Here is a 21,820-nt window from a genome sequence, read left to right on the forward strand (position 1 = left end):
CTGCGCCTCCAACACCTCGATCCGCTCCAGCAGGACCCCGATCACCGTGTCCCGCTCCAGCACAGCCACCCGCAGCTGCTCCACCGTCGGCTCAGCCGGAATCGGCGGCAGCGGATCATCGGACACCTAACAACTGTCCCACCAGTCGCACCAGTATCAACCCGCCACGCCGAACACCTGAGTAGTTACGGTTGTAGCCGCAAAGTCCCTAGCAAATCGCTAGGCGGCGGCAGTCTCCTTCTCCTTGGCCCGGGCCTCCTTGGCCGCGCCGCCGTAGAAGAAGAGGCCCAGCCCGATGGCCACGACGAAGAGCACCGACATGCCGATGAGCAGCGGATAGGGACCGAACTCGAAGATGAGCGGGACGGAGGCCGCAGTCACCAGGCCACCGCCGAAGAACGGCTCGAAGACCAGCTGCTTGTAGCCGAAGGCCTCGAAGGCCGGGCTCTCGGCATCCGGGTCGACGATGCGCATCAGGATCAGACCGGTCGCCGTGACGCCCATGGACTGACCGAAGTCGCCGATGCCACGCTCGAACCAGTAGTCCGGGATGATGCGCGGCGCCAGCAGGAGCAGCAGGCCGACGGTGAGCACGATGCCGGCGAGGCACAGGATCAGGAACGGACCGATGTTGGCCCCGATGGCGGTCAGCGACAGCGTGGCCAGCGCACTGACGATCAGGAAGTCCAGGGCCAGCCCCTGGATGCGCAGCATGATCTGGTGGTCGATCAGTGGCCCGGCACCCATCCGCTCGGCCGCGAGCTGCACGACCACGCCGCCGAGCATGGCCAGCGGGAAGAGCGGGACGAACTCGAAGATCTCGATGGTGTCGGCCCACACCGCCTGCTCGATCAGCTGCAGCCCTTGCAGCAGCAGCCAGCCGAGCAGGATCGACAGCGCCACGATGGCCACGTGCAGGCTGAGCGGCTCCACCGAGGCGGGCCGGCTGGTGAGCTCTCCTGCCGGGTGGTGCTCGTCCTCGCGGAACAGGCCCTTCTGCTCCTCGATCGAGAGATCCGCGCTGCCGGTGATGATGCGGGTGCGACCCGTGCGGACACCCCAGTTGATCAACAGGATGCCGATCATGATCCCCCCGACCACCCCCACGGTGGCGATACCGAGGGCGAGGTCCCCTCCGTCCTCGAAGCCGAGCTCGGTCAGGGTCGGGCCCATCCCTGCTGCCGTGCCGTGCCCTCCCTCGAAGCCGATCTCCAACAGCGCTCCGACTATCGGGGTGGCGTTGAACAGGGGCACCAGGACCGCGACGGTGAGCAGCAGGGCAATGACGTATTGGCCGGAGCCGAGCGCGATGCCGAAGGACAGCTGTGGCCCGGCCAGATCGCGAGCCCGGCGGAAGCTGGGGAGCTGCTGGCCCAGGAAGAGGGTGGCGAAAACGATGCTGATGAGCAGACCGGGCAGACTGCTCCACACCTCCAGCATCTGCGAGTTGAAGATGCCGGCCTCCTCGAGACCGTCGAACCCGAGCAAGCCGGCGATGGCCCCCAGCACCTCCGGGCCCAGCGCCAGCATGATGAACCCCGCGATGATCGAGCTTGGCAGGAACAACTTCTGCACCCAGCTCGTCTTGACCCGGATGACCTTGCCGAGCAGGAGAAACACTCCCAGGACCAGGATGGCGAAACCTACGACGGCGCCCGTCATAAAAGACTCCTCTGCTCGGATGGCTCAGCATGGCAGGGATCAGCGGAAATGAACATAGCCTTCCCTCAGGTAAAGCGATGGCTGGATCCATCGCCCGGTCGGCCGAGCGGGTCGGTTCGTCTACGCCTCGCGACCGGCGTGCGTGAGGCGCTGTCCCAGCAGGTATGCGGCATCGCCGAGTTTCGGGAGGGCTCACGATGCGGAAGGGCGCCTCGATCCAGACGAGGTGACGGGCATACCAGGTCGGCTCGTCCGTGCTGGCAACAAGGCGAGTGTGGTCGGCGTCGATCGGCTCGAGGCGACCGAGGCTGCGGGGGATCCAGTGGGCGACGGCGGCAACCGGTGCATCGACGACGATCTCGACCGCATACCGCCAGCCGTGCGCGAGATGCTCCGCAATGGCGCGCGGCCGGAGTATCCGGAGGCGCTGTTCGACACGCTGGTCGAGCTTACTGGGGTGAGCTCTGGCCGGACTTCCGCAGTTCGTGGGCACATTTCGGGGGTGCTGATCACGTCTGTGCTGGTCAGGCTCACCCGGGGTGCGCAGGCGTGGTGATCGTGTAGGCACACGAGTTGGGCGTGTCGCTGGACGTGGCCTGCAGCAGCGTGGTTTCGTGTAGGTATGTACTTGCGGGAGACGCGGCGGAAGAACGGGACGGCTCGACCGTGTCGTACCTGCAGTTGGCGCACAACGAACGCCACCCGGACACCGGCGCTTCGACCGCGAAGGTGATCCACTCCTTCGGCCGGGCGCAGGACGTGGACCGGGACGCGTTGACCCGGTTGGTCTCCTCGATCTCTCGGTTCCTGACCCCGAGCAGGCTGCGGTAGCAGCGGCCACCGGGCAGGTGGAGGTGCTGGAGTCCCGCCGGCTGGGTGGGGCGTGGACGTTGGACCAGCTCTGGCAACGCCTGGGCATCAGCGCGGCGATTACCAAGGCCGCGGTCGGGCGCCGGGTCGACCCGGTCCTGGTGGAGCGGGTGCTGTTCGCGCTGGTCGCGCAGCGGGCCCTGGAGCCGGCCTCCAAGCTGGCCGCGACCCGGCGGGTGGCCGAACGGGTCGCCATCGAAGGGTTGCCTGGGCTCAGTGATGACCAGGCCTACCGGGCGATGGACTTCCTGGGCGAGGCGTTGCCGGAGATCGCCGGGCAGGTGTTCGCCTCGGTGGCGCACCTGTTGAACCTGGACCTGGACATCGTGTTCGTGGACACCACGAGCACCTACTTCGAGGTCGACGTGCCCGACGACCTCACCGAGACCGCGTCCGGCGTGGCCGACGAGGGTTCCAACCCGGTGGAGTCCGGGAGCAGGGCGTTCGGGCACTCCAAGGACTTCCGCACCGACTTGCCGCAGGTGGTGATCGCGATGGCCGTCACCCGTGACGGTGTCCCGGTGCGGTGCTGGACGTTCCCGGGCAACACCGCCGACACGGTCATCATCGCCACCATCAAGGACGACCTGGCCGGGTGGAACCTGCACCGGATGGTGTGGGTGGCTGACCGCGGGTTCGCCTCGGCCGCGAACCGGGCCAACCTGACCCGCGGTGGTGGGCATTACATCCACGCCGAGAAGCTGCGCCACACCAACACCGAGGCCACCGCCGCGTTGGCCCGCCCCGGCCGGTATCGCACCGTGGCGGGGAACCTGCGGGTCAAGGAAGTGCACGTCGCACCCGGCGGGGTCGGTGACGGGGACGGCGGGGCCAGGGCGGTGCGGTTCGTGATCTGTCACAACCCCGAGCAGGCCGAACGCGACGCGCAAGTGCGGTCCAACCTGATGAGCCACTTGGAGTCCCTGATCGCCGGGTCCGACCAGTGGTCCGCGCGGGCCCGGGGCGAGCTGGTCGGGTCGATCAAGACCAAGCCGGGGCTGGCCCGGTACCTGCGGCGCACCAAGACCGGGCTGCTGTGGATCGACAAGAGGGCCGCCGGCGCCGAGGCGCACCTGGACGGCAAATGGTTGCTGCGCACCTCCGACCCGACGCTGTCCGCGGCGGACCTGGCCGCAGCGTACAAGCAGCTCCTGGCGGTCGAACGTGGCTGGCGGGACATGAAAGGCCACCTGGGCCTGCGCCCGGTCTTCCACCACCGGGAGGATCGGATCCGCGGCCACGCCCAACTGTGCTGGCTGGCGTTGCTGCTGATCCGGGTCGCCGAGAACACCACCGACCGCACCTGGCGCAACCTGCGTCACGAGCTGGACCGGATGCACCTGGTCACCCTGGCCACCCACGAGGGCCACGTCGCGCAACGCTCGGCCACCACGGCCGGGCAGAAGCACATCCTCACCAGCCTGGGCCTGCCCGAACCGCCCAAGTTCTTCGACTTCACCACCAGCACCTGACCATCCCCGGCGCCCCTCCCAGGCCCCGGTCGCGTAGTAACACGACCCCACCACGCCCGTCACGGCATACCCGCAGGTCAACCCACAAATTCAGCCACCCGTGTGCCCATCAACTGCGGAAGTCCGGTCTGGAGATCGCCTGTTGGAGGTCGGGTGCGCGACCGGAAAGGCCACGCTGCCGCTGGCCCGTCGCGGCTTCCGCATCACCGGCGTCGAGACCGGTCCCCAGCTGGCCAAGGTCGCGCGGCGCAACCTGGCGGCCTACCCGGACGTGGAGATTGTCAACGCAGCCTTCGAGACCTGGAAGCCTTCGCTGTTAGGCATGTTCGACCTGGTGTTCGCCGCCACCGCGTGGCACTGGATCGACCCGGCGGTGCGATACCAGCGAGCCTGGGTGCTGCTGCGGCCGGGTGGCGAACTGGCCTTCTGGAGCGCCGCTCACGTCTTCGCTGAGGGTGACGACCCGTTCTTCGAGGAGATCCAGGAGGTCTACGAGGAGGCCGGTGAAGGTCTCCCGCCGGCGCGGCGCGCGCGGCCGGGGGCCCTTCCCGACGATCGCAGTGAGATCGAGGAATCGGGTCTCTTCCGGGACGTGGCCTTTCGGCAGTTCGACTGGGAGGTGGACTATGACGCTCAGGAGTACCTTCGGTTGCTCGATACGTTCTCCGGGCACATCGCGATGCAGCCCTGTCAGCGGGACCGGCTCCACTCAGAGATCAGGACCCGGCTGGCTCAGCGGCCGGACGGGCTGCTGAGGCGTGGCTGGGGAGCCGTCTTGCACGTCGCCCCGTCGGGCTTGACCTGTCGAAGGTCTTGACAGTGGGATGGATCGATGGGTAGGTCGGCCACTCCTGAGCGCAGGCGACTTGCCCATCGCCTGCACATTCGCTGCCGACGACGGGCCCACTCGGATGCGGCGGTGGCGCGCCCTTGCTGACCTGGCCCATCCCCGCGCCTGTCGCGCTGCGCAAACCTGGAGGTCAAGTTCGCGCCAGCCGTGGGAGCCCCCGCGGAGCTGGCCTGGCTCGCCGCGGCGGAGCAGACGTGCTGCGCCTTCGTCGCCTGGACATTCACCGATCACGACGACGGCCCCATCCTGCGCGTCACGGCCAAGCCAAGCAGTCCGCAGGACGTCGCCCCGTCGGGGTGGCAAGCGGGGCATCGTGAAGCACGTGGGCGGGTGGCAGGACGACGCGCCCGTTGCCGCCACCGGACACAATGGGTCACGGGTTCGACTCCGGTCGGCACCAGGCATGCGCACGCCGACCGATGGAAGGGGGCCACGCGTGTCCGTTCACCGCGACATCCTCGACGTGCGCCACCTCCTCGACACCGGACGGGTCGGCCGCGCGATGCGGCAGCTGATCGCGGGGCAGCAGTGGGTGCCGCCGCTGATCACCACCAGCCGGCTGACCACCGCGGCTGTGATCTCCTACCTGCTGACGCTCTGGCTCACCGACGGGCCGATCGACCTGACCTGCTCACTGACCGCCATCCTGGTGGTGCAGACCTCGGCATACTCCACCGTCCGGATGGGGATGGTTCGGGTCGGCGCGGTCCTCACCGGGGTCCTGGTCGCGGTGGTGCTGTCGTCCTGGGTGGGCCTGACCTGGTGGAGCCTGGCCATCGCGATCGCCGCGTCGCTGCTTCTCGCGGCGATCCTGCGGCTGGGGGAGCAGGCGTTGGAGACGCCGATCAGCGCCATGCTGATCCTGGCCATCGGCGGTCAGGACATCGGCACCGAGACCAGGGTGGTCACGACGCTCATCGGGGCGGGTGTGGGGATTGCGTTCAATTTGTTGCTCCCGCCGCCGGTGCCGAACCGCCAGGCGATCGGCCTGGTGCGCGGCGTTGCGCGGCAACAGGCGGACTGTCTGCGCAGGGCCGGCGAGTCGATGGCTGCCGGTCCCGTCACCAGGGGGGAGGTCGAGGCCCGGCTCGATCAGGCCCGCAGCATCAACAAGGTGGCCGAGCAAGCCTCGCTGAAGGTTCAGGCGGTCAAGGACGTGCGTCGCCTCAACGCTCGGGCGATCGGAACCCCCGAGATCGAGCCGGTGTTGCGGACCGGGCTGGAGGCACTGGACCACTCCCTGTTCGCGATACGAGCGCTCTTCGTCGCCATGCGCAAGGACGCTCCGGAGCAGCTGACTCCCGACGACGGGTATGGCGAGGAGGTGCGCCCGGCGTTCGCCGTCGTGCTCGCCAACGTGGCTGACTGCCTGGATGCCTTCGGTGCCATGATCGAGGCGGAGGCCGAGCAGTCCGACGAGGAGGTCGAGCGCAACCTGGCGGAGAGCCTGGAGGTCGCTCGGGAGGCCCGCGCGATCCTCACCGATCTGCTCATGGTCGACCCGAAGGCGGAGACCTCGCTCTGGATGCTGCGGGGCTCCACTTTGGTCGCCGTCGAGCAGGTGCTCGCCCCGCTGAGGCTGGAGGACCGCTCGCGGGTGCGCCGCGAGCAGAAGCGGTCGGCAGGAGCGCAGCTCGCCGCCACCACTTTGTTGCTCCGCGACATGCTCCCCTCACCCGCCATGCCACGCCTGTTGCCTGCGGCCGCCCGGGAGGAGCTCACCGCCGGCAAGGCCGCCCGCCGTAAGGTGCGACGACTACGCCGCGGGGTCACCCGGCGACCCAGACGGTGAGGGGTCGTGAATGAGAGGTGTGCTGGCGCGCCGCGCCGGGTCCATCGCGCGGTGGAGTGCCTGTGGCGCAGCGCTGGGCATGCTGATCGGCGTGGCCATCCTGCTGATCGACGCCCGGTGGTATGCCGTGCAGCCGGAGCCCGCGGTGGTGATCTCCCGCGAGGCGACCGTGCCGGAGCTGGTCGTCGACGGCTGTCGGGACGCGACTTTCGCGGCTCGCCTCATCGGGCCGCGGCCAGGCTTGGACCACCTCGTGACCTTCAAAGGCTGCCTGGGCGATCACGTCCTCGGCGAGGCCATCGAGATCCGGCGGCACGACGGCCGGGTCTCGGTCGACCTGGGTACCCCGCTTAGCGCTGCTGCCAGAGTCGGGTTGATCGCTCTGGTCCTCGGGGGGCCCGGCGCGCTGCTCGCGGTGCGTGACGCGGCCCTGTGGGCCGTCGTGATGGGCCCGATCGTGCTGGTCCGGCGCTGGCGCGGCCGTCGCACCGAGCGTTGACCGGGGTGTCCGGGCCGGGTCTGTCCCCGGTGCCTGCAACGATGAGCACAACAGTCAAACGGCCAGAAGGGCAGGACCATGGGCAGGAACAACCAGCAGCGGCGGCGCGCCAAGGCAAAGGCTCGCAAGGCGCCGGCCGGGGCCGGAGTGGCTTCTAGGGGAGTGTCTGGTGCGGCTTCCGGGGCGGAGCAGGCGTCGGCGTTCCGGGCCGCTGCCCGGGCGTCGACGTCGCCGGATGACGCCGACGAGGCCGGCCGGCTGGTCGGCGAGGCGCTGCTCGCCTCCGAGCGTGGCCACCCAGACTCCGCCGCCCACCTCGTTGACTTCGCGGGGACGACGCGGCGTCAGTTCTTGGTCTCGCGGCATCTGCGAGACGTGCTTCGCGTTCAGCTGGACGCAGCGTGGCGCGGTGGCTGGCAGCCGGCCGACCTGATGCGGCTGGCCGGCCGCCGGATCGACTCTGTGGGCGCGGCACTGCTCGGCGATGCCATCGTGGAGGACCTCGAGCGGTATGCCGTGGGCACCGTCGATCCACGCTGGACCGGGCAGCTGTCCGAGGCCGAGGCGAGCCGGTGGTGGGGCCAAGACACCGACTGGCTGACCGCGCGGGCCGCGGCGCGCGCCGACGGCTGGGGCGCGACATGCACCGCCGCGCTCGCGGTCAGTGACTTCTGCGCAGGGCTGCCGGCCCTGGAGGCGATCGGACCGCGACCGGGAGAGGCAACCCCGCGCCGCGAGGCCTCGTCCAAGCCGGTCGCCGTCGATGAGCGGACCCTGAGCCGGGTGCGCCAACTGCTGGCCAAGGCCGAGTCCACCACCTTCGACGCCGAGGCCGAGACCTTCACCGCCGGTGCCCAGGCGCTGATGGCCCGGCACAGCATCGATGCCGCCATGCTGCAGGCCTCCAGCCCACAGTCCGACGCGCCGAACGCCCGGCGCATCGGCGTCGACCGACCCTACGAGTCGCCCAAGGCGATGCTGCTCAACGCCGTGGCAGGCGCCAACCGGTGCCGCGTCGTCTGGTCGCAGGAGCTGGGGTTCGCGACGGTCCTGGGCTTCGCGCCCGACCTCGAAGCGGTCGAGACGCTCTTCACCTCACTGCTGGTGCAGGCGACCTCGGCAGTGACCCGAGAGGGCTCACGTCACACCGGCGCCGGGCGATCGCGCACCCGGTCGTTCCGCAGCTCCTTCCTGACCTCGTATGCCGCGCGCATCGGTGAGCGGTTGCGCGAGGTGACCGACGCCGAGACCGAGGCGGCCGCTGCTCGCGACGAGGCCGATGCACAGAGCGCCGGCTCGGCCCAGGTCGGCGGTCCCAGCAGCACCCGTCGATCGGAGACTGCGCTGGTCCGCGTGCTCGCCGACCGGTCCAGCGCGGTGGACGACGCGGTCGAGACGATGTTTCCCCGGGTGGTGCACCGCTCAATGTCGCTGCCCCAGGACCGTGAAGGCTGGATCTCCGGGCGTGCGGCGGCCGACCGCGCGAGTCTCGACCTGCGCACGAAGGTGTCCAGCGCCCCGGACTCCCGCGTCGGTTAGCGGCTGCACCCGGCCCGCAAGGCACGACCCCCGCCCTGCGGGGCACCACCCGGCCTGCGACGATGGACCGATGGGCGCACAGGATGGGCACGAGGTGCCGACCGAGTATCAGGACAGCACGCAGGAGTCGGCGGTGGACGGCGCCGCGGAGCGCCCGCCGCAGCGCCACAAGCCGGGCCTGGACACCGACGAGCAGACGCCGCGCGACATGGAGACCGAGGAGGGCAATCTGCTCGAGCTTCCCGACGGTGCCACCTTCGGCACGGACGAGCAGCCGTCTGCTCAGGAGCGTGAGCGTCTGCTACGCCACGCCGCGAGCGCGGAGCAGGAGATGCAGGACAGCGCCGAGGAGCAGGACCGGCCGGGGCGCTAGCCCCGGACAACCCACTGATCCGAGGTGGGAGCAGCGCGCGCCGCCCCCGCCCCCGCCCCCGCCCTCGGTCAGGGTTGCTCAGCTGTCGCGCTGCTGGGCCGCCTCGAAGCGTCGGTCGAAGCGCTGCAGCTTCTCCATCGCCTTGACGATCTTCTTGGTGTCCGCAGATCGCAGATCCGCAGTGATCTTCTCGATCTGTCGCGGGTTGATGCCGGCCGCCTTGGCACGCTTGAGGTGGGCCGAACTGTCCAGGTTCATGGCTAGGACGTACTGCGCCATCGCCCGCATCTCGGCGCTCTCCGGCGCCTCCGCGGTGGTCCTGGACTGCTGGCTCTGCAGGGAGGTGGCCGACAGCGCAGGCAGGAACACGTTGGCGTAGCCCACGTTGCCGGCGCGGTTGGGGTGGTAGGACTCGATGATCGGGTAGCTCAGTCCGTTGATCCACTCGGTGTCGTCGCAGACCGCGTGACCGAGGAAAGCGCGCCGGGGGTCGACGTAGTCGAAGCCGGCGTTCGTCGAGGTGCTCCGAATCAGGTTGTCCAGCTCGTCGGTGGCGCTGTTGAGGCTGGACATCTCCGAGCCGGAGAAGAAGGTGGCCAGGTTGCAGTCCTCCCCGTTGAAAAGCCGGGGGTAGCCGCCGATCACGATGTCCGCGTTGGGCGCCCGGTTGTCGATCGTGGCGAACAGGTTGTGGTAGCGGCCCGGCATCCGCTGGTTGAGGATCGTGCGGGCATCGGAGATGGCACCCTTGCAGTTGCTGATCCACCCCGGCTGCGCACACTCGGTGATCACGTCGGCGAAGCCCACGTCGTTGCCGCCGATGGTCATCGTCACGTAGTCGGTAGCGCTCGTCAGCGAGCCGACCTGGTTGGCGGCCACATCGCTGGTCACCGCACCGCTGCACGCCTGGTAGTTCAGCTGCAGGGCCCGGCGCTGGGCGATCAGCACCGGATATCCGTAGGGCGAGCGGTAGCAGCTGTCGGTCGGGGCGTAGGTGCCGACCCCGGCGGAGTAGGAGTCACCGAGCGCGACGTATGTCGTGTCGTCGCTCTGCGCCTGGGCCGCCAGTGGGGCGGTCAGCGCCAGGAGGCCGGAGGCGGCGAGTGCGCTCAGCGGACGTCTTTGGGTTGGCTTCACCATGCGAGCCTCGCCGAGGGCGACCGACCCCGCAACCGATCGCTACCCAACACCTGCGCACATCCCGTGAGATTTCCGCATACATCTGGACACTTCTCGAGGAGCATCGTGCAGAGGGTGCCGAGTGTCACCGTACGCACCATCGCGCACCCGAAAACCGGTGCATGAGGTGACATTCGGCACCGAACGCACACCCTTAGAGATCTGCCCCTGTCGGTTGATCCAGCGTCGAGGCAGCGACCGCGCGCTCGAAGGCGGCCCGGGCCTTCACCCAGGGTCCGCGCCTCGCAGCCAGGTCGTCGAGCAGCGGAACGAAGTCGGCCGAGAAGGCGATGCTGGCCTCGCGGGGCAGCAGCGAGGGCAGGTTGTCGATGGCGATCACGTCGAGCGGCACCGGTCCCTCGTGCACCCGCCGCGCCGGGTCGTCCCAGGTCGTGACCGCGGTGTTGACCGGCAACAGGTTGTGCCCCGAGGTCACGTCGCAAGTCACGTCGGCGATCACCGACAGTCGGCGCCCCGACGCCTGGGCGTCGACCGCCTCCACGAACGGTTGTTGCGGACGGAAGGTCACCACGCAGTTGACCAGCAGGTCGTGGTTCAACAGCGCGGCCTTGTCCAGCAGCCGGGTGTCTTTCGTCCCCCACTGCGTCACCGCGCAACCGGCCCGGTGCAGCGCTGCCTCGGCTCCGCGGCCGCTGCGGCCCCTGGCCCCGATCACCAGGGCCTGCACCCCCGCCGTATGCGGTGCGCCCAGCCGGGCGTCCAGGTCCGGCTGGGTCATCGGCGCGAGGGGGGCGACCAGCTCGCGCCGGTGCTGCAGCACCGCGAGACCCGCACCCACATACCCGGCCCAGTGCCCGAACGCGACGCTGCGGTGCCCGGCCACGGTGAGGTACTCGACGTCGAGCAGCTCACCCCCGCCCTGGCCGAACCGGGCCAGCAGCTCACCGGCACCCCGCTGCCCCTTGAAGGCGTGAGCGAAGAAGATGTGGGTATGCCGCAGCGTCACCGGCTCGGGGGGCAGCTCCTTGATTCCCACGACGTAGGCATCTGCGGGGGCGTGCTCCCAGACACCCGCCGGGACGACTTCGCAACCGGCCCGCCGGTAGTCGGCCTGGGCGAAGACGCGCTGCGCCGACTCCTCGACCGTGATCCGCGCGCCGGCCGCGACGAGTCGGGCGGCATCCGCCGGCACAATGGGCACGCGCTGCTCGGTCGAGCGCATCTCGCTGCGGATCCACAGGTGCAGGTCGTTCACGCCCACACCCTACGGTCGGTCCGGGCGAGCGCATCGGCATACCGACACGGGGCAGCATGATCCTCTGGACAACAGGAGGGGAAGCAAGCACAGTTGGCCTGGGCGGATGGGCCACTCCCCGGAGGACGGCGCACCGGCCGGCAATGACGCCGACGTAGGAGGAACGATGGTCGACCCGGACCCCGAGCAGCAGCACCCCAACGAGCCCGTCGAGCTGCAGGTCGACAAGAGTCGCGCGCACGGGCCGTCTGCCGGCCCTGAGCAGATGGCGGCTGACCGGGCGCACCAGGTGCTGGCCCGGCTGCTGCGGGCGGCCTACCCGCACGACACCTTCCCGGACGGGCCCTACGAGCGGACCGCCACCGCGGTCCAGGAGGCCGCGAGCGCAGACGCCGGGGACCAGCGCACGCTGAGCGTGGGGCTGGCCGGGCTGGACCGCGCCGCAGGCGGCGACTTCCTGGGTCTGGACGACGAGGCCGCCGAGGCGGTGCTGCGCGACCGCGGCGACGACTATTTCTTCCGGATGATCCGCAGCACGGCGGTCGTCGCGCTCTACGACGACCAGGAGGTATGGGGTGTGCTTGGCTACGAGGGTGCGTCCTACGAGCAGGGGGGCTACCTGCACCGCGGATTCGACGACCTTGACTGGTTGCCGACGGCCCGGATCGAGGAGCACGACGGTGAACCCCGGACCGAGCTGGTCACCACCGAAGGAGGGCAGGGATGAGCGCCGACCCCACCCAGCAGACCGACACGCACGGTGCGGCCATCGAGCATGACGACTCGGTCGTGGTCATTGTCGGCTCGGGGGCCGGCGGGGGAACCCTGGCCCATGAGCTGACCGCCCGAGGCGTGAAGTGTGTGGTCCTGGAGGCCGGGCCCTACCTGAGCCAGGACGACTGGGTCAACAACGAGTGGGAGGCGTTCGGCCAGATGGCCTGGCTGGACGTGCGCACCACCTCGGGGGCGTGGCGGATCACCCGCGACTTCCCCAACCTGCCGACCTGGATCGTCAAGGCCGTCGGCGGCACCACCACCCACTGGGCCGGGGCGACGCCCAGGTTCATGGAGCACGAGTTCGCCGCGCACACGACATACGGCGATATCCAGGGGGCCAGCCTGCTGGACTGGCCGATCACGCTGGCCGACCTGGCGCCCTACTACGACCGCGCTGAGCAGGCGATGGGCTCCACCCACCGGCACGGTCGACCGCCGTTGCCGGCCAACAACAACTACACGGTGCTGGCCAATGGCGCCGAGCGTGCCGGCTACACCTACTACGCCACCGGGCCCTATGCGACCAACGCCGAGCCCTACGACGACCGGCCGGGCAGCATCCAGGACGGCTTCAACTTCCAAGGTGACAAGCACGGGTCCAAGTGGTCCACGCTGGTCCGGGAGATCCCGCGGGCCCTGGCGACCGGGCACCTGGACCTGCGGCCGGGCTGCCAGGCGGTGCGGATCACCCACGACGACGCCGGCGCGGTCGACGCGGTGGAGTATCTCGACGCGGCAGGCAGCCTGCACCGGCAGGCTGCGCGGGTGGTCTGTGTGGCGGGCAACTCGATCGAGACACCTCGGCTGCTGCTGATGAGCGACTCCGGCCGGCATCCCCGCGGTCTGGCCAACGCCGCGGACCAGGTGGGCCGCAACTACATGCGCCACCTGACCGGCACCGCATACGCGAGGTTCGAGCAGCCCGTGCGGATGTACCGCGGCGAGACGATGGCCGGCATCGTGGCCGATGAGGCCCGGCACGACACCTCGCGTGGCTTCGCCGGCGGCTTCTACCTGGAGACCCTGGCGCTGGGGCCGGCCTTCCTGGCCAGCTTCATCGAGCCGGGCGCCTGGGGGCGGGAGCTCACGTCGTGGATGGAGGCGTATGCCAACATCGCCGGCACCTGGATCGTCGGTGAGGACATGCCGCAGCCGGGCAACCGGGTCACGCTCAACCGCGACGTGCAGGACCAGCACGGCCTGCCGGTGCCCAACGTGCACTACAGCGACCACCCCAATGACGTCGCGATGCGCAGCTACGCCTACGGTGTGGCCGACCAGATCTACGGCGCGGTGGGAGCGCTCGCCGTGCACCACACCCCGCCCTACCCCTCGACGCACAACCTGGGCACGTGCCGGATGAGCGCCGACCCGGGCGACGGTGTCGTGGACAAGTGGGGACGGGCGCACGACGTGCCCAACCTGTTCGTCAGCGACGGCTCGCAGATGACCACCGGCGCGTCCGCCAACCCGACGCTGACCATCGTGGCGCTGGCCATCCGGCAGGCCGAGCACATTGCGCAGGAGCTGGCCGCCGGCAACCTCTGACTTCCGGCGCGGTAGCTTCCACGGTTCCATGACGTCCTGGTCAGCACCCTGTGCGTCGTGGCAGCGGCAACCTGTCCTGGACCCCTCCCTTCCCACCGGTCCGACCACGACCCTGAAAGGTCCGCCGTGCTCCCGACATGTGGGGTGCATGACCAGGTTGACCCCCATGGGCGCAGCGGCGTGAGAACGAGCGAGCAGGAACGAGACGCTGCGGCACGGTTCCGCGCGATCTATACCGACCTCTACGACGACCTGTGGCGCTACTGTGTGCGGCGCACCGACACCGTCCACGATGCCGAGGATCTGCTGGCAGATGTCTTCACCCTGGCGTGGCGTCGGCTGGACGACGTGCCGTCGCCTCCGGACACGCGAGCCGCTCCGGCGGGTCACCGAGCCGGTCTTCGCGGTCCTGGCGATGGAGTCCGAGCCGGTCGGTCCACGCCTGTGAGATCGGCGCGACCCAGCCGCCGCCGCTGCTAGTGTCGCCGTGTGTCGTCCGCCGGACGCCCTCATGGGTGAGGCGCACCGCCTGGGGCGGATGCTGGCCCCGGCGTCGGTGGCGCTTGTCGGCGCGTCGACGGTGCCCAACGTGGCCGGCAACGACATGGTGCTGGAGCTGCAGGTCTCGCGCTACCCCGGCCGGATCTACCCGGTCAACCCCAAGTATGCCGAGGTCGAGGGTCATCCCTGCTACCCGAGTCTGCGAGAGCTCCCCCATGTGCCGGACCTGGCCGTCCTCGGCGTCGGCAACGACCGGCTCGAGGAGCAGGTCGCCACGGCGATCGAGCTAGGGATGGGCGGTCTGGTGATTCCGGGCAGTGCATTGCTGCCGACCGACAGCGAGGAGTCCTCGCTGCGCAGCCGGATCCGGAGCATGGCCCTCGCCGCAGACCTGCCGATCGTGGGCGGCAACTGCATGGGCTTCTACAACGTCGAGCGGTGGTTCAGAGCCTTCCCCTTCAACCGGCCCTACGAGCTCCAGGAGGGCGGGGTCACCCTGTTGGCGCAGTCCGGCTCCGTGCTGACCGCGCTGCTGTGGAACGACCAGAAGCTGCGCTACAACCTGGCCATCTCTCCTGGCCAGGAGCTGGTCACCAGTCTCGCCGACTACATGGACTATGCGCTCGCACAGGACAGCACCCGCGTAATCGCCCTGTTCGTCGAGTCGGTGCGCAAGCCCGAGGCGTTCCTGCGCGCACTGGAGAAGGCGGCCGACCGCGACGTACCGGTGGTCGCACTCAAGGCCGGTCGCACTGTTCAGTCCGCGAAGCTCGCGCTCAGCCACTCGGGAGCGATCGCGGGAGACGATGCCGCATACCGGACGATGTTCGAGCGCTACGGAGTGCTGTCCGTGAAGTCCCTCGATGAGCTGGCCGCGACCGCGCTCCTGCTGTCCGACAGGCGCCGCCCCGGCCCAGGCGGCCTCGCCGCGATCCACGACTCCGGTGGGGAACGGGAGCTGCTGATCGACCTCGCCGCCGACGTGGGCGTGCCCTTCGCCCAGATCAGCGAGACGACGACCACGGTCCTCGCCGAGCACCTCGACCACGGGTTGGAGGCGATCAACCCACTCGACGCGTGGGGGACGGGCAACGACTACCAGACCATCTTCGAGCGCTGCTGGCAGGCGCTGATGGACGACGATGACACGGCACTCGGGGTTTTCGTCATCGATCTTACGTCGGGCTTCTACCTGCACGAGTCCTTCGCCCGCATCTGCCGGCGCGTACACCGGCGCACCACCAAGCCGGTTGCGATGCTGACCAACCACATCGGCACCGACTCCCAGGACCTGGCCCGCCGGCTGACCGATCTGGGCATCCCCGTGCTCGATGGCACCGTCGCCGGCCTGATCGCCGTCCGCAACGCGCTGGAGCACCGCGACTTCACTCGCCGGCCGATCATCGACCCACCGACCAAGCCCGACCCGTCGGTCACCACGCGCTGGCGCGCCCGCCTCTCCCGACCCGAGGTGCTGACGGAGAGCGAAGGGTTGGAGCTGCTCGCCGACTACGGGGTGCCCACGGTGCCGCACCGTGTCGTGTCCGACGGCGAGGCTGCCCTCGCCGCGGCAGCAGAGGTCGGCTACCCCGTGGCCGTCAAAACCGCCGCGCTGGGTGTCACGCACAAGTCCGACGTCGGTGGCGTGGTCCTGAACGTCTCCAACCAGAGCGAGCTGCGTGCGGCTTACAGCGACCTCGCCGAACGACGCGGCCCCGAGGTCCTCGTGGCCCCGATGATCGTGCCCAGGGTGGAGATGGCGCTCGGCATCGTCTCCGACCCGCAGTTCGGGCCGATGGTTCTCATCGCAGGCGGCGGCGTGTTCATCGAGGTGCTCGGTGACCGCCAGCTCGGGCTCGTGCCGATCGACGCGCCCATCGCCGAGCGAATGATCGACAAGCTGGCCATCGCTGCCGTCCTCGACGCCGTCCGTGGCGGGCCGCCGGCCGACAAGGCCTCGGTGGTTCCGGCTCTCGTCGCCCTCTCCGACCTGGCTGCTGACGTCGGGGACCTCATCGCAGAGCTCGACGTCAACCCCTTGGCGGTCACCCTGGATGGCTGCATGGCTCTCGATGCCCTGGTCATCCCCACCGCTGCCGTGGCGACCGCTGCCGCGGCGGTCGGCCTCGACAGCGCAGGCTCCGTTGACCCTGCCGCACCAGCCCTCGTGCGACACGAGAACCCCGACCCCGACCCTCAGGAGAGCAGCATGTCCGACACCTTCACCGCACTGGTCGTCCGGGAGGCCGAAGAGGGCAACCCCAAGTCCGCGAGCGCCTCGATCGAGCAGCTCACCGACGCGGACCTGCCCCGGTATGCCGACGCCGAGGAGGTGGTCGTCGACATCGACTACTCCTCGCTGAACTACAAGGACGGCATGGCGCTGACCGGCAAGGGGCGGATCATCCGGTCCTTCCCGATGGTGCCGGGGATCGACTTCGCCGGCACGGTTGTCAGCTCGGAGTCCGAGCGCTTCGGGGCCGGCGACGGCGTCGTGCTGACGGGCTGGGGGGTTGGCGAGCGCTACTGGGGCGGCTACACGCAGCGCCAGCGGGTCCGGGCCGACTGGCTGGTCTCCCGTCCCGACGGCCTCAGCAGCACACAGGCGATGGGCATCGGCACGGCCGGGCTGACGGCCATGCTGTGCGTGCTCGGGTTGGAGGACGGCGGGGTGTCGCCCGAGGACGGGCCGGTCGTGGTCACCGGCGCGGCCGGCGGCGTCGGCAGCGTCGCCGTGGCGATCCTGGCCAACCTGGGCTACCAGGTGGCCGCGGTCACGGGACGGCCCGAGCAGCACGACTACCTGCGCTCGCTCGGCGCGACCGAGTTCCTGAGCCGCGAGGAGATGACCGGCGAGGGCAAGCCGCTGGAGACCGAGACGTGGGCCGGCGCGGTCGACACCGTCGGCTCGACCATGCTTGCCAGGGTGCTGGCCCAGGCCAGGTATGGCGGCGTGGTGACCGCGTGCGGTCTGGCCGGCGGCGTCGACCTGCCGAGTTCGGTGATGCCGTTCATCCTGCGCGGCGTCCGGCTGCAGGGCGTCGACTCGGTGCAGGCGCCGCTCGAGGTCCGTGAGACCGCGTGGGCCCGGCTGGCCCGCGACCTGCCCGGCGAGCTGCTGGAGTCACTGACGGAGGTCGTGGCGATGAGCAGCCTGCTGGAGCGTGGTCCCGCGATCCTGGCCGGTCAGGTGCGTGGCCGAGTCGTGGTGGACCCGCACTCCTGAGTCGGCAAGCCTCTGCAGTTGTGTCGTCCCGGCGACACAACTGCACAGGCTTGCGCGATGCTGCGACAGGCCGGCCGGGCCTACGCTACGAACAGCTGCTCGTCGAGGTGGCGACTGATCGCCCAGGCGCCACCAGAGGTGTTGGCCAGCACCGTATGCGTCACCCCCGTCTCCTTCTGATGCACGCTGCGGCAGGACACCCCGGCGTCCATCCCCTCGAAGGCCACGCGGTCCCCGGGCAGCGGCAGCCAGAAGCCGAGACCGTAGTGGGCTGACTCCGTCGGCGCCTCGCTGCGGGGCCGGGTCATCTCGGCATACCACTCCCGGGAGACCACCCGCGCGTGGCCCAGCGCCTGCCAGAGTGCGTGGACGTCGGCTGCCGTCGTGTAGATCCCACCGTCACCGCAGCCACGCACCGGCAGGTGCAGCACGTTGGTCCGCAACCCGTCGGCGTCCAGGTAGCCCCGGCCGGCGCTGGCCGGCAGCTCGTCCGAGCGCAGGAAGGCGGTGTCCACCATGCCGGCCGGCTCGCACACCCGCCGCTGCACGAGGGCCGGGAAGTCCTGCCCGCTCGCGCGCTCGGCGAGCAGCGCCAGCACGACATACCCACTGTTGCAGTAGGAGAAGCGCTCGCCGGGTGGGAACTTCTGCGGGTGCCCCTCCAGCACCGTGAGGTAGTCCTGCGTCGTCGCCAGCCGGTGCTCGACGCTGACCGCGTCGTCGATGAGGGGCAGGTCGGCGCAGAGCAGAGCCCGCATGGGCGCGTCCAGGCGCAGCAGCCCCTCCTCGATCAGGCTCACCACGACCAGCGCGGTCAACGGCTTCACGCCGCTGGCGAGGGCCAGCTGGGTGTCCATCGTGTGCGGTATGCCGTAACCGCGCTCGGCGAGCCCGAAGGCGGCTGCCAGCTCCGGGTGCTCGCCGCGGTCCACGCGCACCACACCCGAGAAGCCGCGGCTCTGCGCCAGCGTGGCGACCGAGTCCGCCAGATTGCTCCTCCTGTGGCGATAGCCCGCGACGTGGTGCACGTCGACGGCCTTGTTGCACCGACCGAGACGTCCGGGCCGGTGACGCCCACGGGCGAGTCCGACCACGGCGGCACGCCGCCACCGAAGCGGGACGCCTAGTCACGGCGAAGTCATCGGCCGACCACCGCACCGTGCCAGGTCACGGTGCGGTGGCCGACCAGAGCACCAGCCGGTGCTCATCGCACGACAACGGTCCGCCCAGCTGCGACCATCAGCCGTGCTGCGGCATACCCCCCACGGCGTCGACATAGAGCCCAGGGCCGGGCCACCGTCCACTCGCACCGCACCCGGAAAGAAGGAAGTCATGGACAACCTCGACATTCAGTCGGCCGCCCACCTCGTGGACCGGGAGGAGCTGGTGGAGTGGTCGGAGTCCTTCGACCAGCTCGTCCGGGACCGCGGTGCGGCAGGTGCCTCGACCGTGCTGCGGATGCTCGGTGAGCGAGCGTCCGCCGCTGGGATCGGGGGGGCCGAGCCGGTCACCACCGACTACGTCAACACCATCCCGGTCGGCCAGGAGCCCATGTTCCCTGGAGACGAGAACCTGGAGCGCAGCTATCGCCGGCTGCTGCGGTGGAACGCGGCCGTGATGGTGCACCGCGCGCAGCGCCCCGACGTCTCGGTGGGTGGACACATCTCGACCTATGCCGGTGCCGCCACCCTGTACGAGGTGGGGCTCAACCACTTCTTCCGGGGACCCGATCACCCCGGTGGCGGCGACCAGGTGTTCTTCCAGGGGCACGCCTCACCGGGGATGTATGCCCGCGGCTACCTGGAGGGGCGCCTGTCCGAGGCGGACCTCGACGGCTTCCGGCAGGAGCGGTCCAAGGCCCCGCACGCCCTCCCCTCCTATCCGCACCCGCGGATGAAGCCCGACTTCTGGCAGTTCCCGACCGTGTCCATGGGCATCGGGCCGATGAACGCGATCTACCAGGCCCAGTTCAACCGCTACCTGACCGGCCGCGGCATCAAGGACACCGCGGACCAGCACGTATGGGCCTTCCTGGGTGACGGCGAGATGGACGAGCCGGAGTCACGCGGGTTGTTGCAGCTGGCTGCCAACGACCGGCTGGACAACCTCACCTTCGTGATCAACTGCAACCTGCAGCGACTCGACGGTCCGGTGCGCGGCAACGGCAAGATCGTCCAGGAGCTGGAGGGCTTCTTCCGCGGCGCCGGCTGGAACGTGGTCAAGGTGCTGTGGGGCCGGGAGTGGGACGCGCTGCTGGCCGCCGACCACGGCCGCGACCTGGTGCAGATCATGAACGAGACCCGCGACGGGGACTACCAGACCTACAAGGGGGAGTCCGGCGGCTACATCCGGGAGCACTTCTTCGGACGGTCCGAGGCCACCACGAAGCTGGTGTCACACCTGAGCGACGCCCAGATCTGGAGTCTGAAGCGCGGCGGCCACGACTACCACAAGGTGTATGCCGCCTACCGTGCGGCCACCGCAGGCAACGTCAGCGGCCGGCCGACCGTCATCCTGGCCAAGACGGTCAAGGGCTACGGTCTGGGGGCCAACTTCGAGGCCCGCAACGCCACTCACCAGATGAAGAAGCTGACTGCGGCGGACCTCAAGGGATTCCGCGACCTGCTGCACATCCCGGTGACCGACGCGCAGATCGACGCCGACCCCTACGACGTGCCCTACTACAAGCCCGGCGACGACGCGCCGGAGATGCAGTACCTGATGGAGCGCCGGCGTGAGCTCGGCGGCTTCGTGCCGTCCCGGCGGACGCGGTCGACCCAGCTCACGGTGCCGGATGCCTCAGCCTTCGCCACCTCCCGCAAGGGCTCGGGCAAGCAGCAGGCCGCGACGACGATGGCCTTCGTGCGCATCCTGCGTGACCTCATGCGCGACAAGGGGGTGGGCTCGCGCGTCGTGCCGATCATCCCCGACGAGGCCCGCACCTTCGGGATGGACTCCTTCTTCCCCACGGCCAAGATCTACAACCCGGACGGGCAGCGCTACGCCGCGGTCGACCGGGCGCTGTTCCTGTCCTACACGGAGTCCGAGAAGGGGCAGATCCTGCATACCGGCATCAACGAGGCCGGCTCATTCGCCGCGTTCACCGCCGCCGGCACGTCCTACGCCACGCACGGCGAGCCGATGATCCCGGTCTACGTCTTCTACTCCATGTTCGGGTTCCAGCGCACCGGCGACGCCATGTGGGCCGCGATGGACCAGATGACCCGGGGCTTCATCATCGGCGCCACGGCCGGGCGGACGACGCTGACCGGGGAGGGCCTGCAGCACGCCGACGGGCACTCGCCGGTGCTGGCGGCCACCAACCCGGCGATGAAGGTCTACGACCCGGCCTTCGGCTACGAGATCGCGCACATCGTCGCGGCAGGGCTGGCCCAGATGTACGGCCCGGACAGCACGGATCCCTCGGTCATGTACTACCTGACGGTCTACAACGAGCCGATGCTGCAGCCGGCCGAGCCGGAGGACGTCGACGTCGACGGGATCGTGCGGGGCCTGCACCGGGTCCGCGCGGCCGACGGTGACGGGCCGCGTTGCCAGCTCATGGGCTCGGGCGTCTCGGTGCCCTGGGCGCTCGAGGCGTCGCGGCTGCTGGAGCGGGACTGGGGCGTGAGTGCCGACGTGTGGTCGGTGACCTCGTGGGTGGAGCTGCGCCGAGACGGCCTGGCCGCGCAGGAGCACAGCTTCCTGCACCCCGACGAGCCGGCCCGGACGGCCTACGTGGCCGACAAGCTGCGCGACGCGCGTGGCCCCGTCGTCGCCTCGACCGACTTCGCTTCGGACGTGCCCGACATGATCCGCCAGCTCGTGCCCCACGCCTTCGCCACCCTGGGCGCCGACGACCACGGGTTCTCCGACACCCGGGCCGCGGCCCGCCGGTGGTTCCACATCGACGTGCACTCCATGGTGGTGCGGGCGCTGCAGATGCTTGCCGACGAGGGCAGCATCGACCCCGGGTGTGCGCGCAAGGCCGCGGAGCAGTACCGCCTGCTCGACGTCAACGCCGGCACGACCGGCACCGCGGGCGGCGACTCCTGACCTGAGGTCACCCCGTGCGGATGGTGCCGAAGGTCGCCATCGGCACATGCGGGCACTCGAGGACGACGAACGGGCACCCCCTCAGGCGATGAGGAGGTGCCCGTCGGCGCGTCGCGGGAGTCTTAGGCGGAGTCTCAGACGAACTGTCGCGACAGCGTGGCGTGCCGGTTGACGTCCTTGTAGAGCAGGTAGCGGAAGCGCCCCGGGCCGCCGGCGTAGCAGGCCTGCGGGCAGAACGCGCGCAGCCACATGAAGTCGCC

The 21,820-nt window shown here is 69.9% G+C and carries 15 protein-coding genes and 2 pseudogenes; 12 read left to right on the top strand and 5 right to left on the bottom strand.

Annotated elements, in window-relative coordinates; all coding sequences use genetic code 11:
- Positions 1-219: 219 nt before the first annotated feature.
- The gene (locus ACR2FV_RS12110) at positions 220-1,662 is read right to left on the bottom strand and encodes a sodium/glutamate symporter (RefSeq protein ID WP_434015950.1); all 1,443 of its coding nucleotides are present in this window, start codon (positions 1,660-1,662) and stop codon (positions 220-222) included.
- 226 nt (positions 1,663-1,888) lie between these two features.
- On the opposite strand from ACR2FV_RS12110, the gene ACR2FV_RS12115 reads away from it, so the two are divergent.
- The 8 genes and pseudogenes from ACR2FV_RS12115 to ACR2FV_RS12150 all read left to right on the top strand — a co-directional run bounded on the left by ACR2FV_RS12115 (position 1,889) and on the right by ACR2FV_RS12150 (position 9,057).
- Complete coding sequence (locus ACR2FV_RS12115; RefSeq protein ID WP_434015951.1) at positions 1,889-2,218, top strand: hypothetical protein; 330 nt, start codon at positions 1,889-1,891, stop codon at positions 2,216-2,218.
- Between the two features lie 110 nt (positions 2,219-2,328).
- Positions 2,329-2,493, top strand: a complete 165-nt coding sequence (locus tag ACR2FV_RS12120; protein ID WP_434015952.1) for a hypothetical protein — start codon at positions 2,329-2,331, stop codon at positions 2,491-2,493.
- A gap of 2 nt (positions 2,494-2,495) precedes the next feature.
- A pseudogene (locus tag ACR2FV_RS12125) lies at positions 2,496-4,004 on the top strand (IS1634 family transposase); the annotation flags it as partial.
- Between the two features lie 100 nt (positions 4,005-4,104).
- Complete coding sequence (locus ACR2FV_RS12130; protein WP_434015953.1) at positions 4,105-4,821, top strand: class I SAM-dependent methyltransferase; 717 nt, start codon at positions 4,105-4,107, stop codon at positions 4,819-4,821.
- A gap of 469 nt (positions 4,822-5,290) precedes the next feature.
- Positions 5,291-6,646 carry an FUSC family protein gene (locus tag ACR2FV_RS12135; protein ID WP_434015954.1) on the top strand — a complete coding sequence of 452 codons (1,356 nt, stop codon included), beginning with the start codon at positions 5,291-5,293 and terminating at the stop codon, positions 6,644-6,646.
- Between the two features lie 10 nt (positions 6,647-6,656).
- Positions 6,657-7,145 carry a hypothetical protein gene (locus ACR2FV_RS12140; protein ID WP_434015955.1) on the top strand — a complete coding sequence of 163 codons (489 nt, stop codon included), beginning with the start codon at positions 6,657-6,659 and terminating at the stop codon, positions 7,143-7,145.
- Between the two features lie 78 nt (positions 7,146-7,223).
- The gene (locus ACR2FV_RS12145) at positions 7,224-8,684 is read left to right on the top strand and encodes a DUF2786 domain-containing protein (RefSeq protein ID WP_434015956.1); all 1,461 of its coding nucleotides are present in this window, start codon (positions 7,224-7,226) and stop codon (positions 8,682-8,684) included.
- Positions 8,685-8,754: 70 nt separating this feature from the next.
- Positions 8,755-9,057: a hypothetical protein gene (locus ACR2FV_RS12150; RefSeq protein ID WP_434015957.1), complete on the top strand. Its 303-nt coding sequence runs from the start codon at positions 8,755-8,757 to the stop codon at positions 9,055-9,057.
- 78 nt (positions 9,058-9,135) lie between these two features.
- Here ACR2FV_RS12150 and ACR2FV_RS12155 read toward each other — a convergent pair whose 3' ends face one another.
- Positions 9,136-10,197 carry an SGNH/GDSL hydrolase family protein gene (locus ACR2FV_RS12155; RefSeq protein WP_434015958.1) on the bottom strand — a complete coding sequence of 354 codons (1,062 nt, stop codon included), beginning with the start codon at positions 10,195-10,197 and terminating at the stop codon, positions 9,136-9,138.
- Between the two features lie 193 nt (positions 10,198-10,390).
- Positions 10,391-11,452, bottom strand: a complete 1,062-nt coding sequence (locus ACR2FV_RS12160; RefSeq protein WP_434015959.1) for a saccharopine dehydrogenase — start codon at positions 11,450-11,452, stop codon at positions 10,391-10,393.
- A 106-nt stretch (positions 11,453-11,558) separates the two neighbouring features.
- Here ACR2FV_RS12160 and ACR2FV_RS12165 point away from each other — a divergent pair, with 106 nt between their 5' ends.
- The 3 genes from ACR2FV_RS12165 (at position 11,559) to ACR2FV_RS12175 (ending at position 17,504) form a co-directional block, all read left to right on the top strand.
- The gene (locus ACR2FV_RS12165; RefSeq protein ID WP_434015960.1) at positions 11,559-12,179 is read left to right on the top strand and encodes a hypothetical protein; all 621 of its coding nucleotides are present in this window, start codon (positions 11,559-11,561) and stop codon (positions 12,177-12,179) included.
- A complete protein-coding gene (locus ACR2FV_RS12170) occupies positions 12,176-13,777 on the top strand; it encodes a GMC family oxidoreductase (protein WP_434015961.1) in 1,602 nt (533 codons plus the stop codon). The genes ACR2FV_RS12165 and ACR2FV_RS12170 overlap by 4 nt, the downstream gene beginning before the upstream one ends.
- A 511-nt stretch (positions 13,778-14,288) precedes the next feature.
- Positions 14,289-17,504 carry an acrylyl-CoA reductase family protein gene (locus tag ACR2FV_RS12175; RefSeq protein WP_434015962.1) on the top strand — a complete coding sequence of 1,072 codons (3,216 nt, stop codon included), beginning with the start codon at positions 14,289-14,291 and terminating at the stop codon, positions 17,502-17,504.
- A gap of 80 nt (positions 17,505-17,584) precedes the next feature.
- On the opposite strand, the gene ACR2FV_RS12180 is transcribed toward ACR2FV_RS12175, so the two are convergent.
- Positions 17,585-18,598, bottom strand: coding sequence for a serine hydrolase domain-containing protein (locus tag ACR2FV_RS12180; RefSeq protein ID WP_434015963.1), 1,014 nt, complete (start codon positions 18,596-18,598; stop codon positions 17,585-17,587).
- Between the two features lie 238 nt (positions 18,599-18,836).
- Here ACR2FV_RS12180 and aceE point away from each other — a divergent pair, with 238 nt between their 5' ends.
- Positions 18,837-21,560 carry a pyruvate dehydrogenase (acetyl-transferring), homodimeric type gene (aceE, locus tag ACR2FV_RS12185; RefSeq protein ID WP_434015964.1) on the top strand — a complete coding sequence of 908 codons (2,724 nt, stop codon included), beginning with the start codon at positions 18,837-18,839 and terminating at the stop codon, positions 21,558-21,560.
- 134 nt (positions 21,561-21,694) lie between these two features.
- Here the strand turns inward: aceE and ACR2FV_RS12190 are convergent.
- Positions 21,695-21,820, bottom strand: a pseudogene (locus ACR2FV_RS12190) ((S)-ureidoglycine aminohydrolase); the annotation flags it as partial.

It is taken from the genome of Ornithinimicrobium sp. (genome assembly GCF_051004135.1).
Lineage (GTDB): Bacteria > Actinomycetota > Actinomycetes > Actinomycetales > Dermatophilaceae > Ornithinicoccus.